The sequence below is a fragment of the Pseudomonas sp. KCJK9058 genome, assembly GCF_046230975.1.
GTDB lineage: Bacteria > Pseudomonadota > Gammaproteobacteria > Pseudomonadales > Pseudomonadaceae > Aquipseudomonas > Aquipseudomonas alloputida.
On sequence record NZ_JBJJLR010000021.1, the window covers coordinates 43,608 to 62,053 of the forward strand.

20 protein-coding genes are annotated in these 18,446 nt (G+C 62.6%); 11 read left to right on the plus strand and 9 right to left on the minus strand.

Annotated elements, in window-relative coordinates:
* Positions 1-3: 3 nt before the first annotated feature.
* Genes nuoI through nuoN form a run of 6 tightly spaced genes read left to right on the plus strand, consistent with a single transcriptional unit; the run spans position 4 to position 6,275 of the window.
* Positions 4-552, plus strand: a complete 549-nt coding sequence (nuoI, locus tag ACK59Z_RS13525; RefSeq protein WP_003251442.1) for an NADH-quinone oxidoreductase subunit NuoI — start codon at positions 4-6, stop codon at positions 550-552.
* Between the two features lie 10 nt (positions 553-562).
* The gene (gene nuoJ, locus ACK59Z_RS13530; protein WP_003251444.1) at positions 563-1,063 is read left to right on the plus strand and encodes an NADH-quinone oxidoreductase subunit J; all 501 of its coding nucleotides are present in this window, start codon (positions 563-565) and stop codon (positions 1,061-1,063) included.
* 3 nt (positions 1,064-1,066) lie between these two features.
* Entirely contained in the window at positions 1,067-1,375 is a 309-nt protein-coding gene (gene nuoK / locus ACK59Z_RS13535) for an NADH-quinone oxidoreductase subunit NuoK (RefSeq protein ID WP_003251446.1), read from the plus strand.
* Positions 1,372-3,225 (plus strand): NADH-quinone oxidoreductase subunit L, encoded by a 1,854-nt coding sequence (gene nuoL / locus ACK59Z_RS13540; protein WP_003251447.1) that lies wholly within the window; start codon positions 1,372-1,374, stop codon positions 3,223-3,225. Before nuoK ends, nuoL begins: the two co-directional genes overlap by 4 nt.
* A gap of 40 nt (positions 3,226-3,265) precedes the next feature.
* Complete coding sequence (nuoM, locus tag ACK59Z_RS13545) at positions 3,266-4,798, plus strand: NADH-quinone oxidoreductase subunit M (RefSeq protein WP_003251448.1); 1,533 nt, start codon at positions 3,266-3,268, stop codon at positions 4,796-4,798.
* A gap of 7 nt (positions 4,799-4,805) precedes the next feature.
* Complete coding sequence (nuoN, locus tag ACK59Z_RS13550; RefSeq protein WP_003251449.1) at positions 4,806-6,275, plus strand: NADH-quinone oxidoreductase subunit NuoN; 1,470 nt, start codon at positions 4,806-4,808, stop codon at positions 6,273-6,275.
* 90 nt (positions 6,276-6,365) lie between these two features.
* On the opposite strand, the gene ACK59Z_RS13555 is transcribed toward nuoN, so the two are convergent.
* A complete protein-coding gene (locus ACK59Z_RS13555; RefSeq protein WP_004576942.1) occupies positions 6,366-6,629 on the minus strand; it encodes an ogr/Delta-like zinc finger family protein in 264 nt (87 codons plus the stop codon).
* Positions 6,630-6,808: 179 nt separating this feature from the next.
* On the opposite strand from ACK59Z_RS13555, the gene ACK59Z_RS13560 reads away from it, so the two are divergent.
* Complete coding sequence (locus ACK59Z_RS13560) at positions 6,809-7,186, plus strand: helix-turn-helix domain-containing protein (RefSeq protein ID WP_012051766.1); 378 nt, start codon at positions 6,809-6,811, stop codon at positions 7,184-7,186.
* On the opposite strand, the gene ACK59Z_RS13565 is transcribed toward ACK59Z_RS13560, so the two are convergent.
* Genes ACK59Z_RS13565 through ACK59Z_RS13575 form a run of 3 tightly spaced genes read right to left on the minus strand, consistent with a single transcriptional unit; the run spans position 7,183 to position 8,146 of the window.
* Positions 7,183-7,545 (minus strand): hypothetical protein, encoded by a 363-nt coding sequence (locus ACK59Z_RS13565; RefSeq protein ID WP_004576943.1) that lies wholly within the window; start codon positions 7,543-7,545, stop codon positions 7,183-7,185. The genes ACK59Z_RS13560 and ACK59Z_RS13565 overlap by 4 nt on opposite strands.
* On the minus strand, positions 7,538-7,885 hold the full coding sequence (locus ACK59Z_RS13570) for a head completion/stabilization protein (RefSeq protein ID WP_004576944.1): 348 nt from the start codon (positions 7,883-7,885) through the stop codon (positions 7,538-7,540). The genes ACK59Z_RS13565 and ACK59Z_RS13570 overlap by 8 nt, the downstream gene beginning before the upstream one ends.
* 12 nt (positions 7,886-7,897) lie before the next feature.
* On the minus strand, positions 7,898-8,146 hold the full coding sequence (locus tag ACK59Z_RS13575) for a helix-turn-helix domain-containing protein (protein WP_003251454.1): 249 nt from the start codon (positions 8,144-8,146) through the stop codon (positions 7,898-7,900).
* A 220-nt stretch (positions 8,147-8,366) separates the two neighbouring features.
* Here ACK59Z_RS13575 and ACK59Z_RS13580 point away from each other — a divergent pair, with 220 nt between their 5' ends.
* Positions 8,367-10,439 carry a TonB-dependent receptor family protein gene (locus ACK59Z_RS13580; RefSeq protein ID WP_409293197.1) on the plus strand — a complete coding sequence of 691 codons (2,073 nt, stop codon included), beginning with the start codon at positions 8,367-8,369 and terminating at the stop codon, positions 10,437-10,439.
* 103 nt (positions 10,440-10,542) lie between these two features.
* Here the strand turns inward: ACK59Z_RS13580 and chrR are convergent, their stop codons facing one another.
* On the minus strand, positions 10,543-11,103 hold the full coding sequence (gene chrR / locus ACK59Z_RS13585; protein WP_003251456.1) for a class I chromate reductase ChrR: 561 nt from the start codon (positions 11,101-11,103) through the stop codon (positions 10,543-10,545).
* A gap of 156 nt (positions 11,104-11,259) precedes the next feature.
* Between chrR and ACK59Z_RS13590 the strand changes: the two genes are divergently transcribed.
* Entirely contained in the window at positions 11,260-11,478 is a 219-nt protein-coding gene (locus ACK59Z_RS13590) for a hypothetical protein (RefSeq protein ID WP_003251457.1), read from the plus strand.
* Here ACK59Z_RS13590 and ACK59Z_RS13595 read toward each other — a convergent pair.
* The 4 genes from ACK59Z_RS13595 to ACK59Z_RS13610 all read right to left on the minus strand — a co-directional run bounded on the left by ACK59Z_RS13595 (position 11,462) and on the right by ACK59Z_RS13610 (position 16,020).
* Positions 11,462-13,711, minus strand: coding sequence for an Orn/Lys/Arg decarboxylase N-terminal domain-containing protein (locus ACK59Z_RS13595; RefSeq protein WP_070095844.1), 2,250 nt, complete (start codon positions 13,709-13,711; stop codon positions 11,462-11,464). The genes ACK59Z_RS13590 and ACK59Z_RS13595 overlap by 17 nt on opposite strands.
* A 264-nt stretch (positions 13,712-13,975) precedes the next feature.
* The gene (dnaQ, locus tag ACK59Z_RS13600) at positions 13,976-14,734 is read right to left on the minus strand and encodes a DNA polymerase III subunit epsilon (RefSeq protein ID WP_003251459.1); all 759 of its coding nucleotides are present in this window, start codon (positions 14,732-14,734) and stop codon (positions 13,976-13,978) included.
* A gap of 50 nt (positions 14,735-14,784) precedes the next feature.
* Positions 14,785-15,231: a ribonuclease HI gene (gene rnhA, locus ACK59Z_RS13605; RefSeq protein ID WP_003251460.1), complete on the minus strand. Its 447-nt coding sequence runs from the start codon at positions 15,229-15,231 to the stop codon at positions 14,785-14,787.
* A 15-nt stretch (positions 15,232-15,246) separates the two neighbouring features.
* The gene (locus ACK59Z_RS13610; protein WP_003251461.1) at positions 15,247-16,020 is read right to left on the minus strand and encodes a class I SAM-dependent methyltransferase; all 774 of its coding nucleotides are present in this window, start codon (positions 16,018-16,020) and stop codon (positions 15,247-15,249) included.
* Between the two features lie 85 nt (positions 16,021-16,105).
* Between ACK59Z_RS13610 and gloB the strand changes: the two genes are divergently transcribed.
* Positions 16,106-16,885: a hydroxyacylglutathione hydrolase gene (gene gloB / locus ACK59Z_RS13615; protein ID WP_108191263.1), complete on the plus strand. Its 780-nt coding sequence runs from the start codon at positions 16,106-16,108 to the stop codon at positions 16,883-16,885.
* A 100-nt stretch (positions 16,886-16,985) separates the two neighbouring features.
* Positions 16,986-18,416, plus strand: a complete 1,431-nt coding sequence (locus ACK59Z_RS13620; RefSeq protein ID WP_003251463.1) for a lytic transglycosylase domain-containing protein — start codon at positions 16,986-16,988, stop codon at positions 18,414-18,416.
* The last annotated feature ends 30 nt before the right edge of the window (positions 18,417-18,446 follow it).

An 18,446-nucleotide genomic window follows, 5' to 3' on the forward strand; every position in this document is an offset into this window, starting at 1 on the left:
CCCATGTTCAAGTATATCGGCGACATCGTTAAGGGCACCGGCACCCAGCTGCGCAGCCTGGCAATGGTGTTCTCCCACGGGTTCCGCAAGCGCGACACCCTGCAGTACCCCGAAGAACCCGTGTACCTGCCGCCGCGCTACCGCGGCCGCATCGTCCTCACCCGCGACCCCGATGGCGAGGAGCGCTGCGTAGCGTGCAACCTCTGCGCGGTGGCCTGCCCGGTTGGCTGCATTTCGCTGCAGAAGGCCGAGACAGAGGACGGCCGCTGGTACCCGGAGTTCTTCCGCATCAACTTCTCGCGTTGCATTTTCTGCGGCCTGTGTGAAGAAGCGTGCCCGACCACCGCGATCCAGCTGACTCCGGATTTCGAAATGGCCGAGTTCAAGCGTCAGGACCTGGTGTACGAGAAAGAAGATCTGCTGATCTCCGGCCCCGGCAAGAACCCTGACTACAACTTCTACCGTGTTGCGGGTATGGCAATCGCTGGCAAGCCGAAGGGCTCTGCACAGAACGAAGCCGAGCCGATCAACGTGAAGAGCTTGCTCCCATAAGGACAGAAAGATGGAATTCGCTTTCTACTTCGCATCCGGGATCGCCGTGGTCTCCACCCTTCGGGTGGTAACTGGCACCAACCCCGTGCACGCCTTGCTTTACCTGATCATTTCGCTGATTTCCGTGGCCATGATCTTCTTCGCCCTGGGTGCGCCGTTTGCCGGCGCCCTGGAAGTGATCGCCTACGCCGGCGCCATCATGGTGCTGTTCGTGTTCGTGGTGATGATGCTCAACCTCGGGCCGGCTTCGGTCGCCCAGGAACGGGGCTGGCTCAAGCCCGGTATCTGGGCAGGGCCGGTGATCCTCGGCACCCTGCTGCTGGCGGAGCTGCTGTACGTCCTGTTCGTCGCCCCGAGTGGCGCCGGCATCAGCGGTACCACCGTGGGCCCGAAAGCCGTGGGCATCAGCCTGTTCGGCCCGTACCTGCTGGTGGTCGAACTGGCGTCGATGCTGCTGCTGGCTGCAGCCGTCACCGCCTTCCACCTGGGCCGCAACGAGGCGAAGGAGTAAATCATGGGTGCTATCCCTCTCGAGCATGGTCTGGCGGTCGCCGGCATCCTGTTCTGCTTAGGTCTGGTTGGCCTGATGGTCCGCCGCAACATCCTCTTCGTGCTCATGAGCCTGGAAGTCATGATGAACGCCTCTGCCCTGGCGTTCGTCGTCGCCGGTGCCCGTTGGGTCCAGCCCGACGGCCAGGTGATGTTCATTCTGGTGATCAGCCTGGCAGCCGCCGAGGCCAGCATTGGCCTGGCCATCCTGCTGCAGCTGTATCGCCGCTTCCACACTCTCGACATCGATGCTGCCAGTGAGATGCGCGGATGAACCTTCTCTTCCTGACTTTCGTCTTTCCCCTCATCGGCTTCCTGCTGCTGTCGTTCTCGCGCGGACGGTTCTCGGAGAACCTGTCCGCCCTGATCGGCGTCGGCTCGGTAGGCCTGTCGGCCGCCACGGCCGCTTACGTCATCTGGCAGTTCAACGTTGCCCCGCCTGAGGGCGGCGCGTACAGCCAGCTGCTGTGGCAGTGGATGTCGGTGGACGGCTTCGCGCCGAACTTCACCCTGTACCTGGACGGCCTGTCGGTCACCATGCTCGGTGTGGTGACCGGTGTCGGCTTCCTGATCCACCTGTTCGCATCCTGGTACATGCGTGGCGAAGCCGGCTACTCGCGCTTCTTCTCGTACACCAACCTGTTCATCGCCAGCATGCTGTTCCTGATCCTTGGCGATAACCTGCTGTTCATCTACTTCGGCTGGGAAGGCGTGGGCCTGTGCTCGTACCTGTTGATCGGTTTCTACTACAGCAACCGCAACAACGGTAACGCGGCACTCAAGGCATTCATCGTCACCCGTATCGGCGACGTGTTCATGGCCATCGGCCTGTTCATCCTGTTCGCCCAGCTGGGCACCCTGAACGTGCAGGAACTGCTGGTGCTGGCACCGCAGAAGTTCCAGGCTGGCGACACCTGGATGGTGCTGGCCACGCTGATGCTGCTGGGTGGTGCGGTCGGTAAATCGGCACAGCTGCCACTGCAGACCTGGCTGGCCGACGCCATGGCGGGCCCGACTCCGGTTTCGGCACTGATCCACGCCGCAACCATGGTGACCGCGGGCGTGTACCTGATCGCCCGTACCAACGGCCTGTTCCTGCTGGCGCCGGACATCCTGCACCTTGTAGGTGTGGTCGGTGGCGTGACCCTGGTACTGGCAGGCTTCGCTGCGCTGGTACAGACCGATATCAAGCGTATCCTCGCCTACTCGACCATGAGCCAGATCGGCTACATGTTCCTGGCCCTGGGCGTGGGTGCCTGGGACGCGGCGATCTTCCACCTGATGACCCACGCCTTCTTCAAGGCCCTGCTGTTCCTTGCCTCCGGTGCGGTGATCGTTGCCTGCCACCACGAGCAGAACATCTTCAAGATGGGCGGCCTGTGGAAGAAGCTGCCGCTGGCCTACGCCAGCTTCGTGGTCGGTGGTGCGGCACTGGCGGCCCTGCCGATCGTGACCGTAGGCTTCTACTCCAAGGACGAGATCCTCTGGGAAGCCTTCGCCAGCGGCAACACCGGTCTGCTGTATGCCGGCCTGGTAGGCGCGTTCATGACCTCGCTGTACACCTTCCGCCTGATCTTCATCGCCTTCCACGGCGAAGCCAAGACCGAAGCCCACGCGGGCCACGGCATCAGCCACTGGCTGCCGCTGGGCGTGCTGATCGTGCTGTCGACCTTCGTCGGCGCCTGGATCACCCCGCCGCTGGCCGGTGTGCTGCCTGAAAGCGCCGGCCATGCCGGTGGCGAAGCCAAGCACGCGCTGGAGATCACCTCGGGTGCCATCGCCATCGCCGGTATCCTGCTGGCCGCCCTGCTGTTCCTGGGCAAGCGCCGCTTCGTCAGCGCCGTCGCCAACAGTGGCATCGGTCGCGTCCTGTCGGCCTGGTGGTTCGCTGCCTGGGGCTTCGACTGGATCTACGACAAGCTTTTCGTCAAACCGTACCTGCTGATCAGCCACATCCTGCGCAAGGACCCGGTTGACCGCACCATCGGCCTGATTCCTCGGATGGCGCGTGGTGGCCACGTGGCCATGAGCAAGACCGAGACTGGCCAACTGCGCTGGTACACCGCCTCTATCGCCGTGGGTGCCGTGCTGGTGCTCGGTGCCGTGGTAGTGGCTGCGGTATGACTATGAATCTTGCGACTTTGCCAAAGGAAACCAACCCGTCATGATTTTGCCTTGGCTGATCCTGATCCCCTTCATCGGCGGCTTCCTGTGCTGGCTGGGTGAGCGCTTCGGCGCAACCCTGCCGCGCTGGATCGCGCTGCTTACCATGTCCCTGCTGCTTGGCATCGGCCTGTGGCTGTGGGGTACCGGCGACTACACCCTTGCTCCCGCCCCGGGCGCCGAACCGGCCTGGGCCCTGGAATACAAAGTCCAGTGGATCCAGCGCTTCGGCATCAGCATCCATCTGGCCCTTGATGGCCTGTCGCTGCTGATGATCCTGCTCACCGGCCTGCTCGGTGTGCTGTCGGTACTGTGTTCCTGGAAAGAGATCCAGCGCCACGTCGGCTTCTTCCACCTCAACCTGATGTGGATCCTCGGCGGCGTGGTCGGTGTGTTCCTGGCCCTGGACCTGTTCCTGTTCTTCTTCTTCTGGGAAATGATGCTGGTGCCGATGTATTTCCTCATCGCGCTCTGGGGTCACAGCTCGGCAGATGGCAAGAAGACCCGGATCTACGCGGCGACCAAGTTCTTCATCTTCACCCAGGCCAGCGGCCTGATCATGCTGGTGGCGATCCTGGGCCTGGTGCTGGTCAACTACAACACCACTGGCGTGCTCACCTTCAACTACAGCGACCTGCTCAAGGCCGAGTTGCCTGCCGGTGTCGAGTACGTGCTGATGCTGGGCTTCTTCATCGCCTTCGCGGTGAAGCTGCCGGTGGTGCCGTTCCACTCCTGGCTGCCTGACGCTCACGCCCAGGCACCGACCGCAGGCTCGGTGGACCTGGCGGGTATCTTGCTGAAGACCGCGGCCTACGGCCTGCTGCGCTTCGCCCTGCCGCTGTTCCCGAACGCCTCGGCCGAGTTCGCGCCGATCGCCATGACCCTGGGCCTGATCGGTATCTTCTACGGTGCCTTCCTGGCCTTCGCACAAACCGACATCAAGCGCCTGATCGCCTTCTCCAGCGTCTCGCACATGGGCTTCGTGCTGATCGGTATCTACTCCGGCAGCCAGCAGGCCCTGCAAGGTGCGGTGATCCAGATGCTGGCCCACGGCCTGTCGGCTGCGGCGCTGTTCATCCTGTCCGGCCAGCTGTACGAGCGCCTGCACACCCGTGACATGCGCCAGATGGGTGGCCTGTGGCACCGCATCGCTTACCTGCCGGCCATCAGCCTGTTCTTCGCAGCGGCATCGCTGGGCCTGCCAGGCACCGGCAACTTCGTCGGCGAGTTCCTGATCCTGATCGGCAGCTTCGTGCATGTACCGTGGATCACCGTGATTGCCACCACCGGCCTGGTGTTCGGTTCGGTGTACTCGCTGATCATGATCCACCGCGCCTACTTCGGCCCGGCCAAGACCGACACCGTGCTGGCCGGCATGGACGGTCGCGAACTGATCATGGTTCTGGGTCTGGCGGTATTGCTGATCCTGCTGGGCGTGTATCCGCAGCCGTTCCTCGACACCTCTGCCGCCACCATGAGTGGCGTGCAGCAGTGGCTCGGATCCGCTTTCACTCAACTCGCTTCGGCCCGGTAAGAGCGCTATGGAATTCACCACTCAACACTTCATCGCATTGGCGCCGATGCTGATCACCACCATCACCACGGTGGTGGTGATGCTGGCGATCGCCTGGAAGCGCAACCACTCGCAGACCTTCCTGCTGTCCACCGTGGGCCTGAACCTGGCCCTGCTGTCGCTCCTGCCGGCGCTTAAGGTCGCGCCGCTGGCGGTCACCTCGCTGATCACCATCGACAAATTCGCCTGCCTGTACATGGCGATCATCCTCATCGCGACGCTGGCCTGCGTCACCCTTGCCCACGCCTACCTCGGCGAGGGCTCCAAGGGTTTCCCGGGCAACCGTGAAGAACTGTACCTGTTGCTGCTGATGTCGGCCCTCGGTGGCCTGGTGCTGGTCAGCGCCAACCACCTGGCCGGCCTGTTCATCGGCCTGGAGCTGCTGTCGGTACCGGTCTACGGCCTGGTGGCGTATGCCTTCTTCAACAAGCGATCACTGGAGGCCGGCATCAAGTACATGGTGCTGTCGGCCGCAGGCTCGGCTTTCCTGCTGTTCGGCATGGCCCTGCTGTACGCCGACGCCGGCAGCCTGAGCTTCGACCAGATCGGCAAAGCCCTGGCTACCACCAGCATGCCAAGCCTGGTGGCCCAGCTGGGCCTGGGCATGATGCTGGTCGGCCTGGCCTTCAAGCTGTCGCTGGTGCCATTCCATCTGTGGACCCCGGACGTGTACGAAGGCGCTCCGGCGCCGGTCGCCGCGTTCCTGGCAACCGCCAGCAAGGTGGCAGTATTCGCCGTTGTCGTACGCCTGTTCATGCTCTCCCCTGCTGCCAGCAGCGGCGTGCTCAGCACCGTACTGGCGGTGATTGCCGTAGCCTCGATCCTGATTGGTAACCTGCTGGCGCTGACCCAGAGCAACCTCAAGCGTCTGCTGGGTTACTCGTCCATCGCCCACTTCGGTTACCTGGTCATCGCGTTGGTCGCCAGCAAGGGCCTGGCCCTGGAAGCCATGGGCGTTTACCTGGTCACCTACGTGATCACCAGCCTGGGCGCCTTCGGCGTCATCACCCTGATGTCCTCGCCATACGGCGGCCGTGACGCCGATGCACTGTACGAGTACCGCGGCCTGTTCTGGCGCCGCCCGTACCTGACAGCGGTACTGACCGTGATGATGCTGTCGCTGGCGGGTATCCCGCTGACCGCCGGCTTCATCGGCAAGTTCTACATCATCGCTACCGGCGTCGAATCGCACCTGTGGTGGTTGGTCGGTGCACTGGTGATCGGTAGCGCCATCGGCGTGTACTATTACCTGCGCGTCATGGTTACCCTGTACCTGGTCGAGCCGAATCTGCGTCGTCACGACGCCCCGCTGAAGTGGGAACAGCGCACCGGCGGCGTCATGCTGCTGGCTATCGCCATTCTCGCTTTCGTACTGGGTGTGTACCCGCAGCCACTGCTGGAACTGGTTCAGCAAGCGGGCCTGCAACTGATCGGTTGATCACCCCGGCAGCCCCGGTAACAGAAAACACCCCGCCTAGGCGGGGTGTTTTTTTATCTGCACGTTTTGCTACCTGCGCCCAATGGTGCCTCACTCACTCGGGCAGCCCTGGCCTGCGCCCGGCAAGGCGGCCTTGCGCAAATCACCATTGGCCGAAGGCAGGTACACTTCCGGATTGGGCATGCCGCTGGGGGAGAGTTCATGGGTCATTTCGAATTCGGCGCGCACTGACCAGCCACACGCCTCGGTGGTGCATTGCAAATAAGCGATTCGCAGGAAAATATGGCGCCCTTCGCTAGTACGTATGCGCATCCGGCTGTGGCAATGCGGGCAAACCAGCTTGTAAGTACTCACGGCAAGTACCTGCTAGCATTGCCCAGGCTAGCCTGTGTATCAGTAATGGCTGCAACTGTGGGTGTATTCTTCAATTTGATGGTTCTCATTGCAGAAGTGCTCCTTAAAACGCAGGGCTGTATTCATAACGAGTAGTTTAAGCCCATGGAATATCATTAAACCAGTCATGGATATTTGTTATGAGTACTCACATACTTGCTGAGGTGCTCACCCGCCTTAAGCTTCTCACTGGCGCAAACACAGATGCCGAGCTGTCACGTGCACTGTCGGTCAGCCCGCAAACGCTGAGCAGCTGGAAGGTTCGCGAAAGCATCCCTTACTCACTTTGCATAGACATCGCCAAAAAGCATGCATGCTCACTGGACTGGCTATTGCTGGGCCATGCCGAGCACAACGCCGCACCAAGTGATGCGGGTTGGGAGTGCGACATGCTCGAACGGCTGCGCACGCTCTCGCACAGCGATCGCCAGGCCATCCTGCTGTTCATCAAGGACAAGCAGCGCATCCAGCAGTTGGAACAGCAACTGAGTGAGCTCGGCGTCGCAACCAATGGCTAACCCCGACGGCGCCAGCGCTGGATAAGCTCGCGCGGGTCGAGTGTATCCAGCCAGACCATGACCTTGAGGCTGATGGGGATCACCACCACAGCGGCCACGAATGCCGACATGCCCCGAGTCAGCAAAGGCACCAATGACGAAACCAGTGGCTCAAACAAATGGCCCACGCCCACGGTCACGAATACCAGCAGGAGTTTCTTGGCCAGTGTCAGGCGCCTGGTCTCATTGGTGATCAATCGATCGCGTGCCGCGCTCACCAGCAATGCCCCCAGCAACGCGGCGAACAACACATCGCCATCCACCCCCAGGAACGCCACCAATGCCGAGGTCAAACTGTCTAAAACAGGTCGCTCAGGCATGGGCTTGCCCTCCGCGCGGAACAGGCAGGCAGGCGGTTGCCCCCAGGCTATACATGACCGCCGCTTCGACAAAACGGATGTAGCACACCCGCAAGGCACGCCCATGATCATGCCCGGCCACATCCTCGAGGCGCTTGTAGCCCCGCTCTCGCAGCACTGACCGCCAGCGGGCGAATTCGCGTGCAGCCTCGATAGCAGCGCAGCGCGCGGCCACTTCCAAAGCAGCATCACTGACAGACCGCGGCAGTTGCAGGTGCTCACGCAAACTGCCCAAATCCACCCGCGGCCAGAACGGGTCATGGCAATCGGCAAAGCGCGGTAGCCGAGGATCGTTGCTCATGCTCTACCCCCCTTACTGCTCGGCCAGCATGCCGTAGCGAATGGCCTTGATCACAGCTGCCACCCGGGTAGGCACTTCAAATTTGCGCAGGATGTTGGACACGTGAAAGTTCACCGTCGACTCCTTGCATTCAAGGATCTGGCCGATCTCCCACGAGCTCTTGCCATAAGCACACCACAACAGCACTTGCTGTTCACGTGGCGTCAGGCGAACCGGGGCGTCCGCCAAGGGTTGCTGCGAGTGTCGAGCGTTGTCAGTCATGTTTGAACTCCACGGGTGATTGAGCGAGGCATTACTGCCTACCTGCAGTCACCTTACGAAGCACAGGCCACCCACCTCCACCGCCGTGGTTTGTAAAGAACTTTCGTACAAGACCGTATGACGAAGGTTACGCACGATTTGCTGACTTTCTGCGTGCTCCAAGCCGCATTTCGCTCGTCTCAACGCCGTTGTCCATTCGCCTTTCGCCTGGAGTCGTACAATGCGTTCCGATTTACCCCTCTCGTCCTGCCTCGGTCTGCTGGCGGCCTTGGCTGCTACTCAGCCCGCTCTGGGGGCATCCTCGGTCGAATTGGGCCGAGTGCTGATCACCGATGAGGAGCAGAACGAGCTGACGGCAGCCAGCGAGCGCCTGCGTGAAATACCGGGAGCCAGCAACCTGGTGGACATGCAGCGCGTGGGGCAAGGCCGGGTGGCCAGCAACCAGGACGTGCTGGCCTATCAGCCTGGGGTGTTCGCCCAATCGGCAGGCAACGACGGCATCAAGCTGTCGATACGCGGCTCGGGCCTCAACCGCGCGCCGGGGGCGCACGGTTCCGGCGTTTACACGATGTTCGACGGCCTGCCGCTGACCGGCCCGGGCGGCACGCCTTACGAATTGTTCGAACCGCTGTGGCTGAGCCGTGCCGAAGTGCTGCGTGGCGCCAATGGCTTTGACCAAGGCTCCCTGGCCTTGGGCGGTGCCATCAACTACGTCACCCACACCGGCTACGACGCGCCTGCACTGCAAGTACGCTACGAGGTCGGTAGCCGCGGCTACCAGCATCGGCACATCAGTTCGGGCCAGGTGCTGGGCAATCTCGACTATTACGTGGCCCTGACCGACTCGGAATATGACGGCTACCAGGCGCACAGCAGCGGCAGCGCCAAGGGCATTGCCGCCAATGTCGGTTACCGCTTCAACCCCGACCTGGAAACCCGCTTCTACCTGCGCTACCGGGAAACTGAAAACGAACTGCCTGGGCGCCTGACCAAAGACCAGATCAAGCACCACCCACGCGCGGCCAACCCCAACTATCTGGCACGCGACGACAGCCGCCCGCAACCAGGCAGCACCTGGGTGGGCAACAAGACCACCTTCTACCTCGACGACGAGGCGCGCCTGGAAGCCGGCCTGGTCTATCACGACTACCCGATGGACCTGCGCGAAGGCCCCATGCGCCTGAAGGTCGCCTATACCGATGTCAGCGGTACGCTGAACTATTTCCGCCGCGACACACTGTTCGGGCGCGAGAGCAAGACCACCGTCGGTTGGCGTACCACCAAGCACCTGCCCAACAGCGGCGCTTCGCAATTTACCCGCAATGGCGATGTGTTCGGCGAGCGCACCCGTGACTTCACCTACCAGGGCTCGGACACCGTGCTGCATGTTGGCAACGATCTGGAACTGGTCCCCAACCTGTGGCTGAGCACCGGCCTGGCCATGATCTACACACGCCGCGAAAGTGACGTGACCTACCCCGCTGAAGGCGGCAAGGTGAGCATGCATGACTGGGACTATGCACCCCGCCTGGGGCTGCGCTACGACATCCGCCCGGACTTGCAGGTGTACGGCAACCTGAGCCGCTCGGTAGAGCCGCCACACCCGTGGTCGCTGATCTGGAGCGCGCCCAGCACAGGCGGCAAGCAGATCCAGCCGATCGAGATGCAGAACCAGACAGCCACCACCCTGGAACTGGGCGCCCGTGGCGACTCGGCGCTCGGCCACTGGGACCTGGCCTGGTACTACTCGCAAGTGCGCCACGAACTGCTGGCCGTTGAGGTAGTGCCGAACTTCACCTCGGAATTCAACGCCAGCGCTACCGTGCACCAAGGCGTTGAAGCCGGCCTCGACAGCACCCTGTGGGAACGCGCGGGCACTGGCAAGCTGAGCTTGCGCCAGGCCTACACCTTCAGCGACTTCCACTACCTTGATGACGACACGTTTGGCGACAACCGTCTGCCCGGCATCCCCATGCACTACTACCAGGCCGAGCTGCGCTATGACTGGCCGAGCGGCTTCTATGCCGGGGTCAACACACAAATGGCTTCGAAGGTGCAGGTGGACTACGCCAATAGCTACCACGCCGATGAATATGCCTTGCTCGGCGCACGCGTTGGCTGGGACTCACCGAAACAGGACTGGCAGACCTGGCTGGACCTGCGCAACCTGACCAACCAGCGCTATGCAGCGACCGTGACGCCGGCCTACAACGACGCTGGCAAGGACAATGCCCGTTCGACACCGGGCGAAGGATTTGGCGTATATGCCGGGGTTTCCTACAGCTTCCGCTGACGGGTAGGCGCGGATTTACCTGCGAATGCGTCGGCAAATTCAATGACGCATTCGCGGGTAAACCCGCGCCTACACAGGGGCGCTGCACAGCATCATTCGGGGCTCAGACCGCCCTGTTCAACTTCACCCATGAAGCAAACCTGTCGACAAACGCCTGCAAGAACGGTCGCGTCTTGTCGTTGAGCTTGCCCGAATCCTCGAACAAGCTCGCCGCACCGCCAAGGTAAGCCTCGGGCATCTGCATGCAGGGCATGTCGAGAAACACCAGCGACTGGCGCACCGCATGGTTGGCGCCAAAGCCACCAATCGCCCCCGGCGACACACTCACCACCGCCGTCGGCTTGCCGCTCCAGGCACTTTGCCCGTAAGGACGCGAACCCACATCGATGGCATTTTTCAGGCAGCCTGGCACCGAGCGGTTGTATTCCGGGGTGACGAACAACACCGCATCACTGCGGCGGATTTCATCGCGAAAACGCTTCCAGGTTTCCGGCGGTGCCTCGGCTTCGATATCTTCGTTGTACAGCGGCAGGTCGCCAATCTCGACGATCTTCAGCGCAAGGCTGGACGGCGCCAGCTCCGAAAGTGCGCGGGCGACCTTGCGGTTGTAGGACTCCTTGCGCAAGCTGCCCACGACGACTGCTACCGAATACACCTGGCTCATGGCAATTCCAACCTTTGCGGGTTAAATAGACGTTGTAGTTATAGATGACCGTTCTCCAGTGCCTAAGTTTTTTTTCCGCAGGGCGAAAACTTCCGCGTCTGTTTCACGGTCTATGCCTTCATACATTTCCTACGTAATTCAGAGGTTTCCACCCAAATGGCAGCAGTAATGGTCGGCCAATTCCACGCCCGTGACGCCGAAGGCCGCATCTACCCCGTGCACGAGTTTCAGGAATCCACCCTGCAACTCGACGGCAGCACGCTGGGCGCCCCCATCACCACCTACCGCCTGGCCATCGGCGACAAGGTCAACCACCTGGGTGATAACCGTTTCGAACTGGCACGCTCCGGCGTCGAGATCACGCGCATTCCGTGATGCAATCCACCGTGTAGCGGCCCCCTTCGTGCTGCAGGCCGTGCACGTCGGCGACAAACCCGGGAAAGCCCTGGTTGAATGCTCGGGCGAATGCCAAGTAGTCCAGGATCGAGCGGGTCGCCTCGGTGAACCGCTCACCCGGCATGATCAACGGAATGCCAGGCGGGTACGGCACCAGCATCACTGCCGCCACACGCCCCAGCAGCGCCTCGATCGGTACCGCCTCCACCTCGCCACGCACCATCTTGTCATAGGCCTGGGCCGGGCTTACGGCCACCTCCGGCAAACGAGTGAACAGCCGCTTCAGCTGCTTGGCCGTGGCATTGACGCGGTAGCAGTCATGTAACTGGTCGCACAGGTCGCGCAGGCCCATGCCCTGGTAGCGGAGGGCGTCGGCAGCCCCCACACTCGGCAGGCAATTGCTGAGCGGGGTGTTGCCGTCATAGTGGCGCTTGAACTCCAGCAGTTCGGTGAGCAAGGTGCTCCACTTGCCCTTGGTGATGCCCATGGAAAACAGCACCAGAAAGCTGTACAGGCCGGTTTTTTCCACCACCAGCCCGCGCTCCCAGAGAAACTTGCTGACTACTGCCGCCGGGATGCCGTGCGCGCCCAGCACACCATCAGCGCTCAGGCCCGGCATCACCAAAGTCACTTTCAGCGGGTCGAGCAGCACATAGTCGGCCGCCACTTCACCAAAACCATGCCATTGCGCCCCCGGCTGCAACAACCAGTCCTGCGCGGCCAGACGGGGGATGCCCTCGGCACTTGGCGGCTGCCAGATGCTGAACCACCAGTCCTCTGCGGCAATGTGCTCACGCAGGTTGGCCAGGGCACGACGAAAACTCAACGCCTCGTCGAACATCTCCTGCAGCAGCGAGCGCCCGGCCGGCCCTTCCATCATGGCCGAAGCCACATCCAGCGAGGCGAGAATGCTGTACTGCGGCGAGGTAGAGATGTGCATCATGAACGCTTCGTTGAAACGGTCCCGGTCCAGCTGCCGCCTGGCCCCGTCCTGCACATGAATCATCGAAGCCTGGCTGAACGCCGCGAGCAGCTTGTGGGTGGAATGGGTACTGAACACCAGCGGGCTGTCTGCCGCGCAGGCGGTGCCCATGGCGTAGCGCCCGGTGAAGAAGTCGTGGAACGCGGCATAGGCAAACCAGGCCTCGTCGAAGTGCAGCACCTCGACACTGGCACCCAGGGCCTGCTTGATCAGCCCAGCGTGGTAACACAGCCCGTCGTAGGTGGAGTTGGTCACTACCGCCAGCTTGATACGCTGCCCACGATCACGGGCAAGGGGGTTGGCCTGAATCTTCGCGGCGATCGCCTCGGGGCTGAACTCGCTGAGCGGGATCGGGCCGATGATGCCCAGTTCGTTGCGCTCCGGGCACAGGTACAGCGGGATGGCACCCGTCATGATGATCGCGTGCACCACCGACTTGTGGCAGTTGCGGTCCACCAGCACCAGGTCGTCACGACCGACCATGGCGTGCCAGACGATCTTGTTGGCCGTGGAGGTACCGTTGATGACGAAGAAGGTGTGGTCGGCGCCGAAGTTGCGCGCCGCCCTGGCCTCGGCTTCGGCCAGCGGGCCTGTGTGGTCGAGCAGCGAACCCAGCTCCGGCACGGAAACGGACAGGTCCGAGCGCAGGGTGTTTTCCCCGAAGAACTGGTGAAAGGCTTGGCCTACCGGGCTTTTATGATAGGCCACACCGCCACCATGGCCCGGGGTGTGCCAGGAGTAGTTGGACTGCGCAGTGTGCTGCACCAGCGCCTTGAAGAACGGCGGCAGCAGGCCGTCGAGGTAGGTGTGTGCAGCACGCGCCACCTGGCGGGCGAGAAACGGCACGGTGTCTTCGAACAGGTAAAGGATGCCACGCAGCTGGTTGAGCTCGCTCATGGCTTCGGCGGGAGCATTTTCCAGGGTCACCTGCTCGCCCAGGGCGAAGATCGGCAGGTTGGGTGCACGCAGGCGGGCCAGGCCAATCAGCTCGGCCATGTTCTGCAGCAGATGGGTGTTCTCGCCAGCGCCTTCGGCCGCAATGAGCATGCAGGCCAGGCCGTGGTGAGTGGCGGCGACCAGGCGTGCTTCGGCGTGGTCGGCTGCGGCGAGAATGGCAAAGCCATCCTGGCGCAATTCCTCGGCGATGCCCCGCACGCGCTCGCCGGCAACACTGTCGGCCTTGATGGCGCGGTGGACGATGAGGATCGGGAACTTGAGGTCCTTGTACATCAGGTGGCTACCTCCGAAGGACGTGGCGTCCATTTCAGGGTAGTTGAGCCTTGTATTGCCTGTACTGGCCCTTTCGCGGGTGAACCCGCTCCTGCTGGGCACCGGTCGGTGATTGGACACAGGCGTCGTAGGAGCGGGTTTACCCGCGAAAGGGCCGGGCCTGCTGGCCAATCTGCCCCCGCCATTCACCGCCGCAGCCGCCACCGTATTCGGCAGGTAAACCCGCGCCTACAACGATCTCCACTTCTGTTGCAGGGCGAAAGATCAGCCGGCTGGCGTCTCAGTCAGGGCCTGCCACAGCGAAGGCCCACCCGCCGACTTGGCAATGGCCGCCAGCCGCTCGGCATGCGCCTCCAGCTCTTCAGCGCTGGCCATGATCACCCGCCCTGGCGCACGCCCGACAATCCGGCGTATTTCACTGCCGCCAGCGCCCTGCCCGTCCTCTTCGGCATCTGCGCCATTCCCAGCCAACGACAGGCTGGTCTGACCACCGGTCATTGCCAGGTAAACGTCGGCCAGCAGTTCCGAGTCGAGCAGTGCGCCGTGCAACTCACGGCCCGAGTTGTCGATGTCGTAGCGTTTGCACAGCGCATCCAGGCTGTTGCGCTGCCCCGGGTGGCGCGAACGTGCCAGCAACAGGGTGTCCAGAATGGTGCAGTGCTGCGAAATGTCAGCGCGGTCCTGCTGGCCCAGCAAGGCGAATTCGTTGTTGATGAAACCAACGTCGAACGCCGCGTTGTGGATGACCAGCGTGGCACCCTGGATGAACTGGAAGAACTCCTCGGCGACATCGCCAAAGCGGGGCTTGCCGACCAGGAAGGCATCCGTGATGCCGTGAACGTTGATCGCGCCCTCGTCACTCTCGCGGTCGGGCTGCAGGTAGACGTGGAAGTGCCGCCCGGTCAGGCGCCGGCCGATGACCTCGACACAGCCGATCTCGATGATCCGGTGGCCTTCGCCAACCGGCATACCCGTGGTTTCGGTATCGAGAATGACGAACCGTTTATCTTGCTGCTGCTCCACGCGGGCGCTCCAACTTGCATCCGTTACAAAGGTCGCGATTGTACCCCAGCTCAACGCTGGGCGCGCACCTCATCGACCCCACGGTTGGCCAGCTGGTCGGCGCGTTCGTTGCCGGGGTGGCCGATATGGCCGCGTACCCACTTCCAGGTCACCTTGTGGCGGTTGACCTGCTCATCGAGCTGCTGCCACAAGTCAGCGTTCTTCACCGGCTCCTTGGCGGCGGTCTTCCAGCCGCGCTTCTTCCAGTTGACCATCCATTCGTTGATGCCCTTCATCACGTACTGCGAGTCGGTGGTCAGCACCACCTCGCATTCACGTTTGAGCGACATCAGGCCCTGGATCGCGGCCATCAGCTCCATGCGGTTGTTGGTGGTCTCACGTTCGCCGCCCCACAGTTCCTTCTCGACGCCCTTGTAGATCATCAGCACGCCCCAGCCACCCGGGCCAGGGTTGCCCTTGCAGGCACCATCAGTAAACATCTCGACGCTATCGCTCATGTACCACTCTTGAATTCAGTGCTTGTCAGTTTCGGGGTTGGCTGCGGTGCGGTTGACTTTCGCCAGTGGCAGCGGCAGCAGCTTGCCCATTGGCTCGCGGCGTTCCGGCCGCAAAGGCCGCAGGCCTACCACCATCTTGCGCGCCACCAGCAGGTACACCCCGCCACCGGAGCCCTGCCAGCCGCCGGCCAGTCGCTCCCAGCCCTCCAGGCGTTGCTGCCAGGCAGGTGAGGCAAGCGGCGGACGATAGCACCCGAAGCGGCGTTTCTCCAGCGCGAAGCCCAGCAGGTTGAGCCAGTCGCCCACCCGGGACGGCGAGATGCAGCGCGCCTTGCGCAGAGCACCGTGACTGAAGAAATGGCGCATGCCCCAGCTGCTCCAGGGGTTGATCCCCACGATCAGCAGGTGCCCGCCCGGGCGGACGGCACTGGCGGCCTCGCGCAGCAGGCCATGGGGCGACAGGCAGAAGTCCAGGCCATGCTGCAGCACCACCACGTCGGCAGCGTGCTCGCTCAACGGCCAGGCCTGTTCTTCGCAGACAATCTCCACACCCGGCAAGGGCGCACCAAGGCGCACGTTACGCTGCACCTGGGGGGCTCTGGGCGGTGGCTCGGCGCAGGGCCCGTAATGCACGAGATAGCCGCCAAAGAAGCGCCCGAGCTCTTCTTCCAGCAGTTTGTCCTCCTCCTTGAGCATCAGTTGCCCAAGTGGGCCGTTGAACCACTCACGGGCCAGGCTGATCAGCTCGACCCAGTCCGGGTCGGCCTGTGCAAAAGCTTGGTCGGTCATTGCGCTCTCCCTCGAAGGTTCTCCCACCGCGCCATCGCGGCTAAGATGCCCTCATGTGCCACGCTAGGCGAATCGGATCCGCACCATGATACAGATCGATGCTCTCCCCGCTTTCTCCGACAACTACATCTGGTTGTTACAGGATACTGCCAAACGCCGTTGTGCGGTGGTCGACCCGGGCGATGCCGGCCCGGTGGAGCGCTGGCTGGCTGCCAACCCCGAATGGGTGCTGAGCGACATCCTCGTCACCCACCACCACAATGACCATGTCGGCGGTGTGGAGCGGCTCAGGCAATTGACCGGCGCACGGGTCTGTGGCCCCGCCAACGAACGCATTCCCGGCCGCGACCTGGCACTGGACGAAGGCGACAGGGTGGACGTGCTGGGTGTGACTTTTCGGGTGCTGGCGGTACCCGGCCACACCCTGGGGCATATCGCCTTCTTCAGCGACCAGCCACCAACGCCCATCCTGTTCAGTGGCGATACCCTGTTCGCCGCCGGTTGCGGGCGCATGTTCGAAGGTACACCCGAACAGATGCAGCCTGCCCTCGCCCGCCTGGCGGCCCTGCCAGAGCAGACAGCAGTGTACTGCGCCCATGAGTACACCCTCAGCAACCTGCGTTTCGCCAAAGCGGTGGAACCGACCAACCCGCACGTTCAACAACGGTTCGAGGACGTTAGCCGTTTGCGCGCCGAAAATCGCATCAGTTTGCCATCAACGATCGGCCTGGAGCGCCTGACCAACCCCTTTCTGCGTACCTCTGAAACATTAGTTAAACAAAAAGCAGACGAATGGAAGGGACATTCAAACACCACGCATGTCGCTGTTTTTGCTGCCTTGAGGTCTTGGAAGGACACCTTCTGATAACCGCAAGATATATCGCAAGTGATGGTCAAAGGTTGACCAGGCCCGGAGCGGTTTCTAGAATCGCCGAACTTTTTCGCCCGGATACCTGTATCAGCCGATGTCTTCCCGTAGCCGCAGAACCTCTCATTCCGTCGCCCTGACGCGCCTGGCCCAAATCAGTGCGCTGGCCCTGGCCGCCACCTTGGTGGGCTGCCAGAGCACCCGTCAGCTCGACGAATCCGATAGCGTTCGCGCGCACAACTACCAGGCGCGGATCAAGCACAAGCCTTCTCCGCTGCTGGTCAAGCCGGCCGAGCAGGCGCCGCAGGATGTCTGGGAGCGCATGCGCCAGGGCTTCGCCCTGCAGGACAGCATCGACGTCAACCCGCGCATCGAACAGCAGCGCTTGTGGTTCGCCAGCAACCCGACCTTCATCGAAAGCGCCGGGGAACGTGGCAGCCTCTACCTGCACTACATCGTCGAGCGCCTTGAAGAACGCGACATGCCGCTGGAACTGGCCCTGCTGCCAGCCATCGAAAGTGCCTACAACCCCATGGCCTACTCACGCGCCAGCGCTGCCGGCATGTGGCAGTTCATGCCGGCTACCGGTCGCCACTTCAACCTGCGCCAGACCAACTTCTATGACGGCCGCCGCGATGTCACCGCGTCGACCAACGCCGCGCTGGACTACCTGACCCGCCTGCACGACATGTTCAACGGCGACTGGCTGTTGGCCCTGGCGGCCTACAATGCCGGCGAAGGCACCGTCAGCCGAGCCATCGAGCGCAACGAAAGGCTCGGCCTGCCGACCGACTACTGGAACCTGCCGCTGCCACAGGAAACCCGCGACTACGTACCCAAGTTGCTGGCACTGTCGCAGGTGGTGTCCACGCCAGAAGCCTATGGTGTCAATCTCACCCCGATCGCCAACGAACCGTACTTCGAAGCGGTGGCGATCAATGACCGCCTGGACCTTACCCGGGTCGCGGCCTTTGCCAACATCGACGAGGACGAGCTGATCCAGCTCAACCCGGCATTCAAGAAGCGCATGACCGTCGATGGACCGAAACAGCTGCTGGTGCCCACCGCCAAGGCGCAGTTGCTCAGTGCCAGCCTGTCCAACCTCAACCCGGAGCAACTGGTCAGCCTGCAACCGCCGAAAGCAGCGTTTGCCCGGGCTGTGGCCGAAGCCAAGGCACCGGTGGGGGCGCGTAGCTACCGGGTCAAGCGTGGCGATAACCTGAGCGCCATCGCCAAGGTCAACCGTGTGTCGGTCAAGGACATCAAGCGCTGGAACCGTTTGTCCGGCAACAGTCTGCGTGCTGGCCAGGTTCTGGCCCTGCGCGGTGGCAGTGCACCGAGCGCCGCCGGCAACCGGGTTGCCGCCTCCGGAAAGCGCTCCACGCAATACAAGGTCCGCAAGGGCGATTCCCTGTACCTGGTGGCCAAGCGCTTCAATGTGGAAATGAAGCACCTCAAGCGCTGGAACCCACGCAGCGGCCACGCCCTCAAGCCAGGCCAGACCCTGACCGTCTACCTCGGGCATTGAGTCGTTACAGGGGCTGCTTTGCAGCCCATT

Coding starts and splice junctions, on each gene's coding strand:
- nuoI (WP_003251442.1), top strand. CDS start 4: ATGTTCAAGTATATCGGCGACATCGTTAAGGGCACCGGCACCCAGCTG.
- nuoJ (WP_003251444.1), top strand. CDS start 563: ATGGAATTCGCTTTCTACTTCGCATCCGGGATCGCCGTGGTCTCCACC.
- nuoK (WP_003251446.1), top strand. CDS start 1,067: ATGGGTGCTATCCCTCTCGAGCATGGTCTGGCGGTCGCCGGCATCCTG.
- nuoL (WP_003251447.1), top strand. CDS start 1,372: ATGAACCTTCTCTTCCTGACTTTCGTCTTTCCCCTCATCGGCTTCCTG.
- nuoM (WP_003251448.1), top strand. CDS start 3,266: ATGATTTTGCCTTGGCTGATCCTGATCCCCTTCATCGGCGGCTTCCTG.
- nuoN (WP_003251449.1), top strand. CDS start 4,806: ATGGAATTCACCACTCAACACTTCATCGCATTGGCGCCGATGCTGATC.
- ACK59Z_RS13560 (WP_012051766.1), top strand. CDS start 6,809: ATGAGTACTCACATACTTGCTGAGGTGCTCACCCGCCTTAAGCTTCTC.
- ACK59Z_RS13565 (WP_004576943.1), bottom strand. CDS start 7,545: ATGCCTGAGCGACCTGTTTTAGACAGTTTGACCTCGGCATTGGTGGCG.
- ACK59Z_RS13570 (WP_004576944.1), bottom strand. CDS start 7,885: ATGAGCAACGATCCTCGGCTACCGCGCTTTGCCGATTGCCATGACCCG.
- ACK59Z_RS13575 (WP_003251454.1), bottom strand. CDS start 8,146: ATGACTGACAACGCTCGACACTCGCAGCAACCCTTGGCGGACGCCCCG.
- ACK59Z_RS13580 (WP_409293197.1), top strand. CDS start 8,367: ATGCGTTCCGATTTACCCCTCTCGTCCTGCCTCGGTCTGCTGGCGGCC.
- chrR (WP_003251456.1), bottom strand. CDS start 11,103: ATGAGCCAGGTGTATTCGGTAGCAGTCGTCGTGGGCAGCTTGCGCAAG.
- ACK59Z_RS13590 (WP_003251457.1), top strand. CDS start 11,260: ATGGCAGCAGTAATGGTCGGCCAATTCCACGCCCGTGACGCCGAAGGC.
- ACK59Z_RS13595 (WP_070095844.1), bottom strand. CDS start 13,711: ATGTACAAGGACCTCAAGTTCCCGATCCTCATCGTCCACCGCGCCATC.
- rnhA (WP_003251460.1), bottom strand. CDS start 15,231: ATGAGCGATAGCGTCGAGATGTTTACTGATGGTGCCTGCAAGGGCAAC.
- ACK59Z_RS13610 (WP_003251461.1), bottom strand. CDS start 16,020: ATGACCGACCAAGCTTTTGCACAGGCCGACCCGGACTGGGTCGAGCTG.
- gloB (WP_108191263.1), top strand. CDS start 16,106: ATGATACAGATCGATGCTCTCCCCGCTTTCTCCGACAACTACATCTGG.
- ACK59Z_RS13620 (WP_003251463.1), top strand. CDS start 16,986: ATGTCTTCCCGTAGCCGCAGAACCTCTCATTCCGTCGCCCTGACGCGC.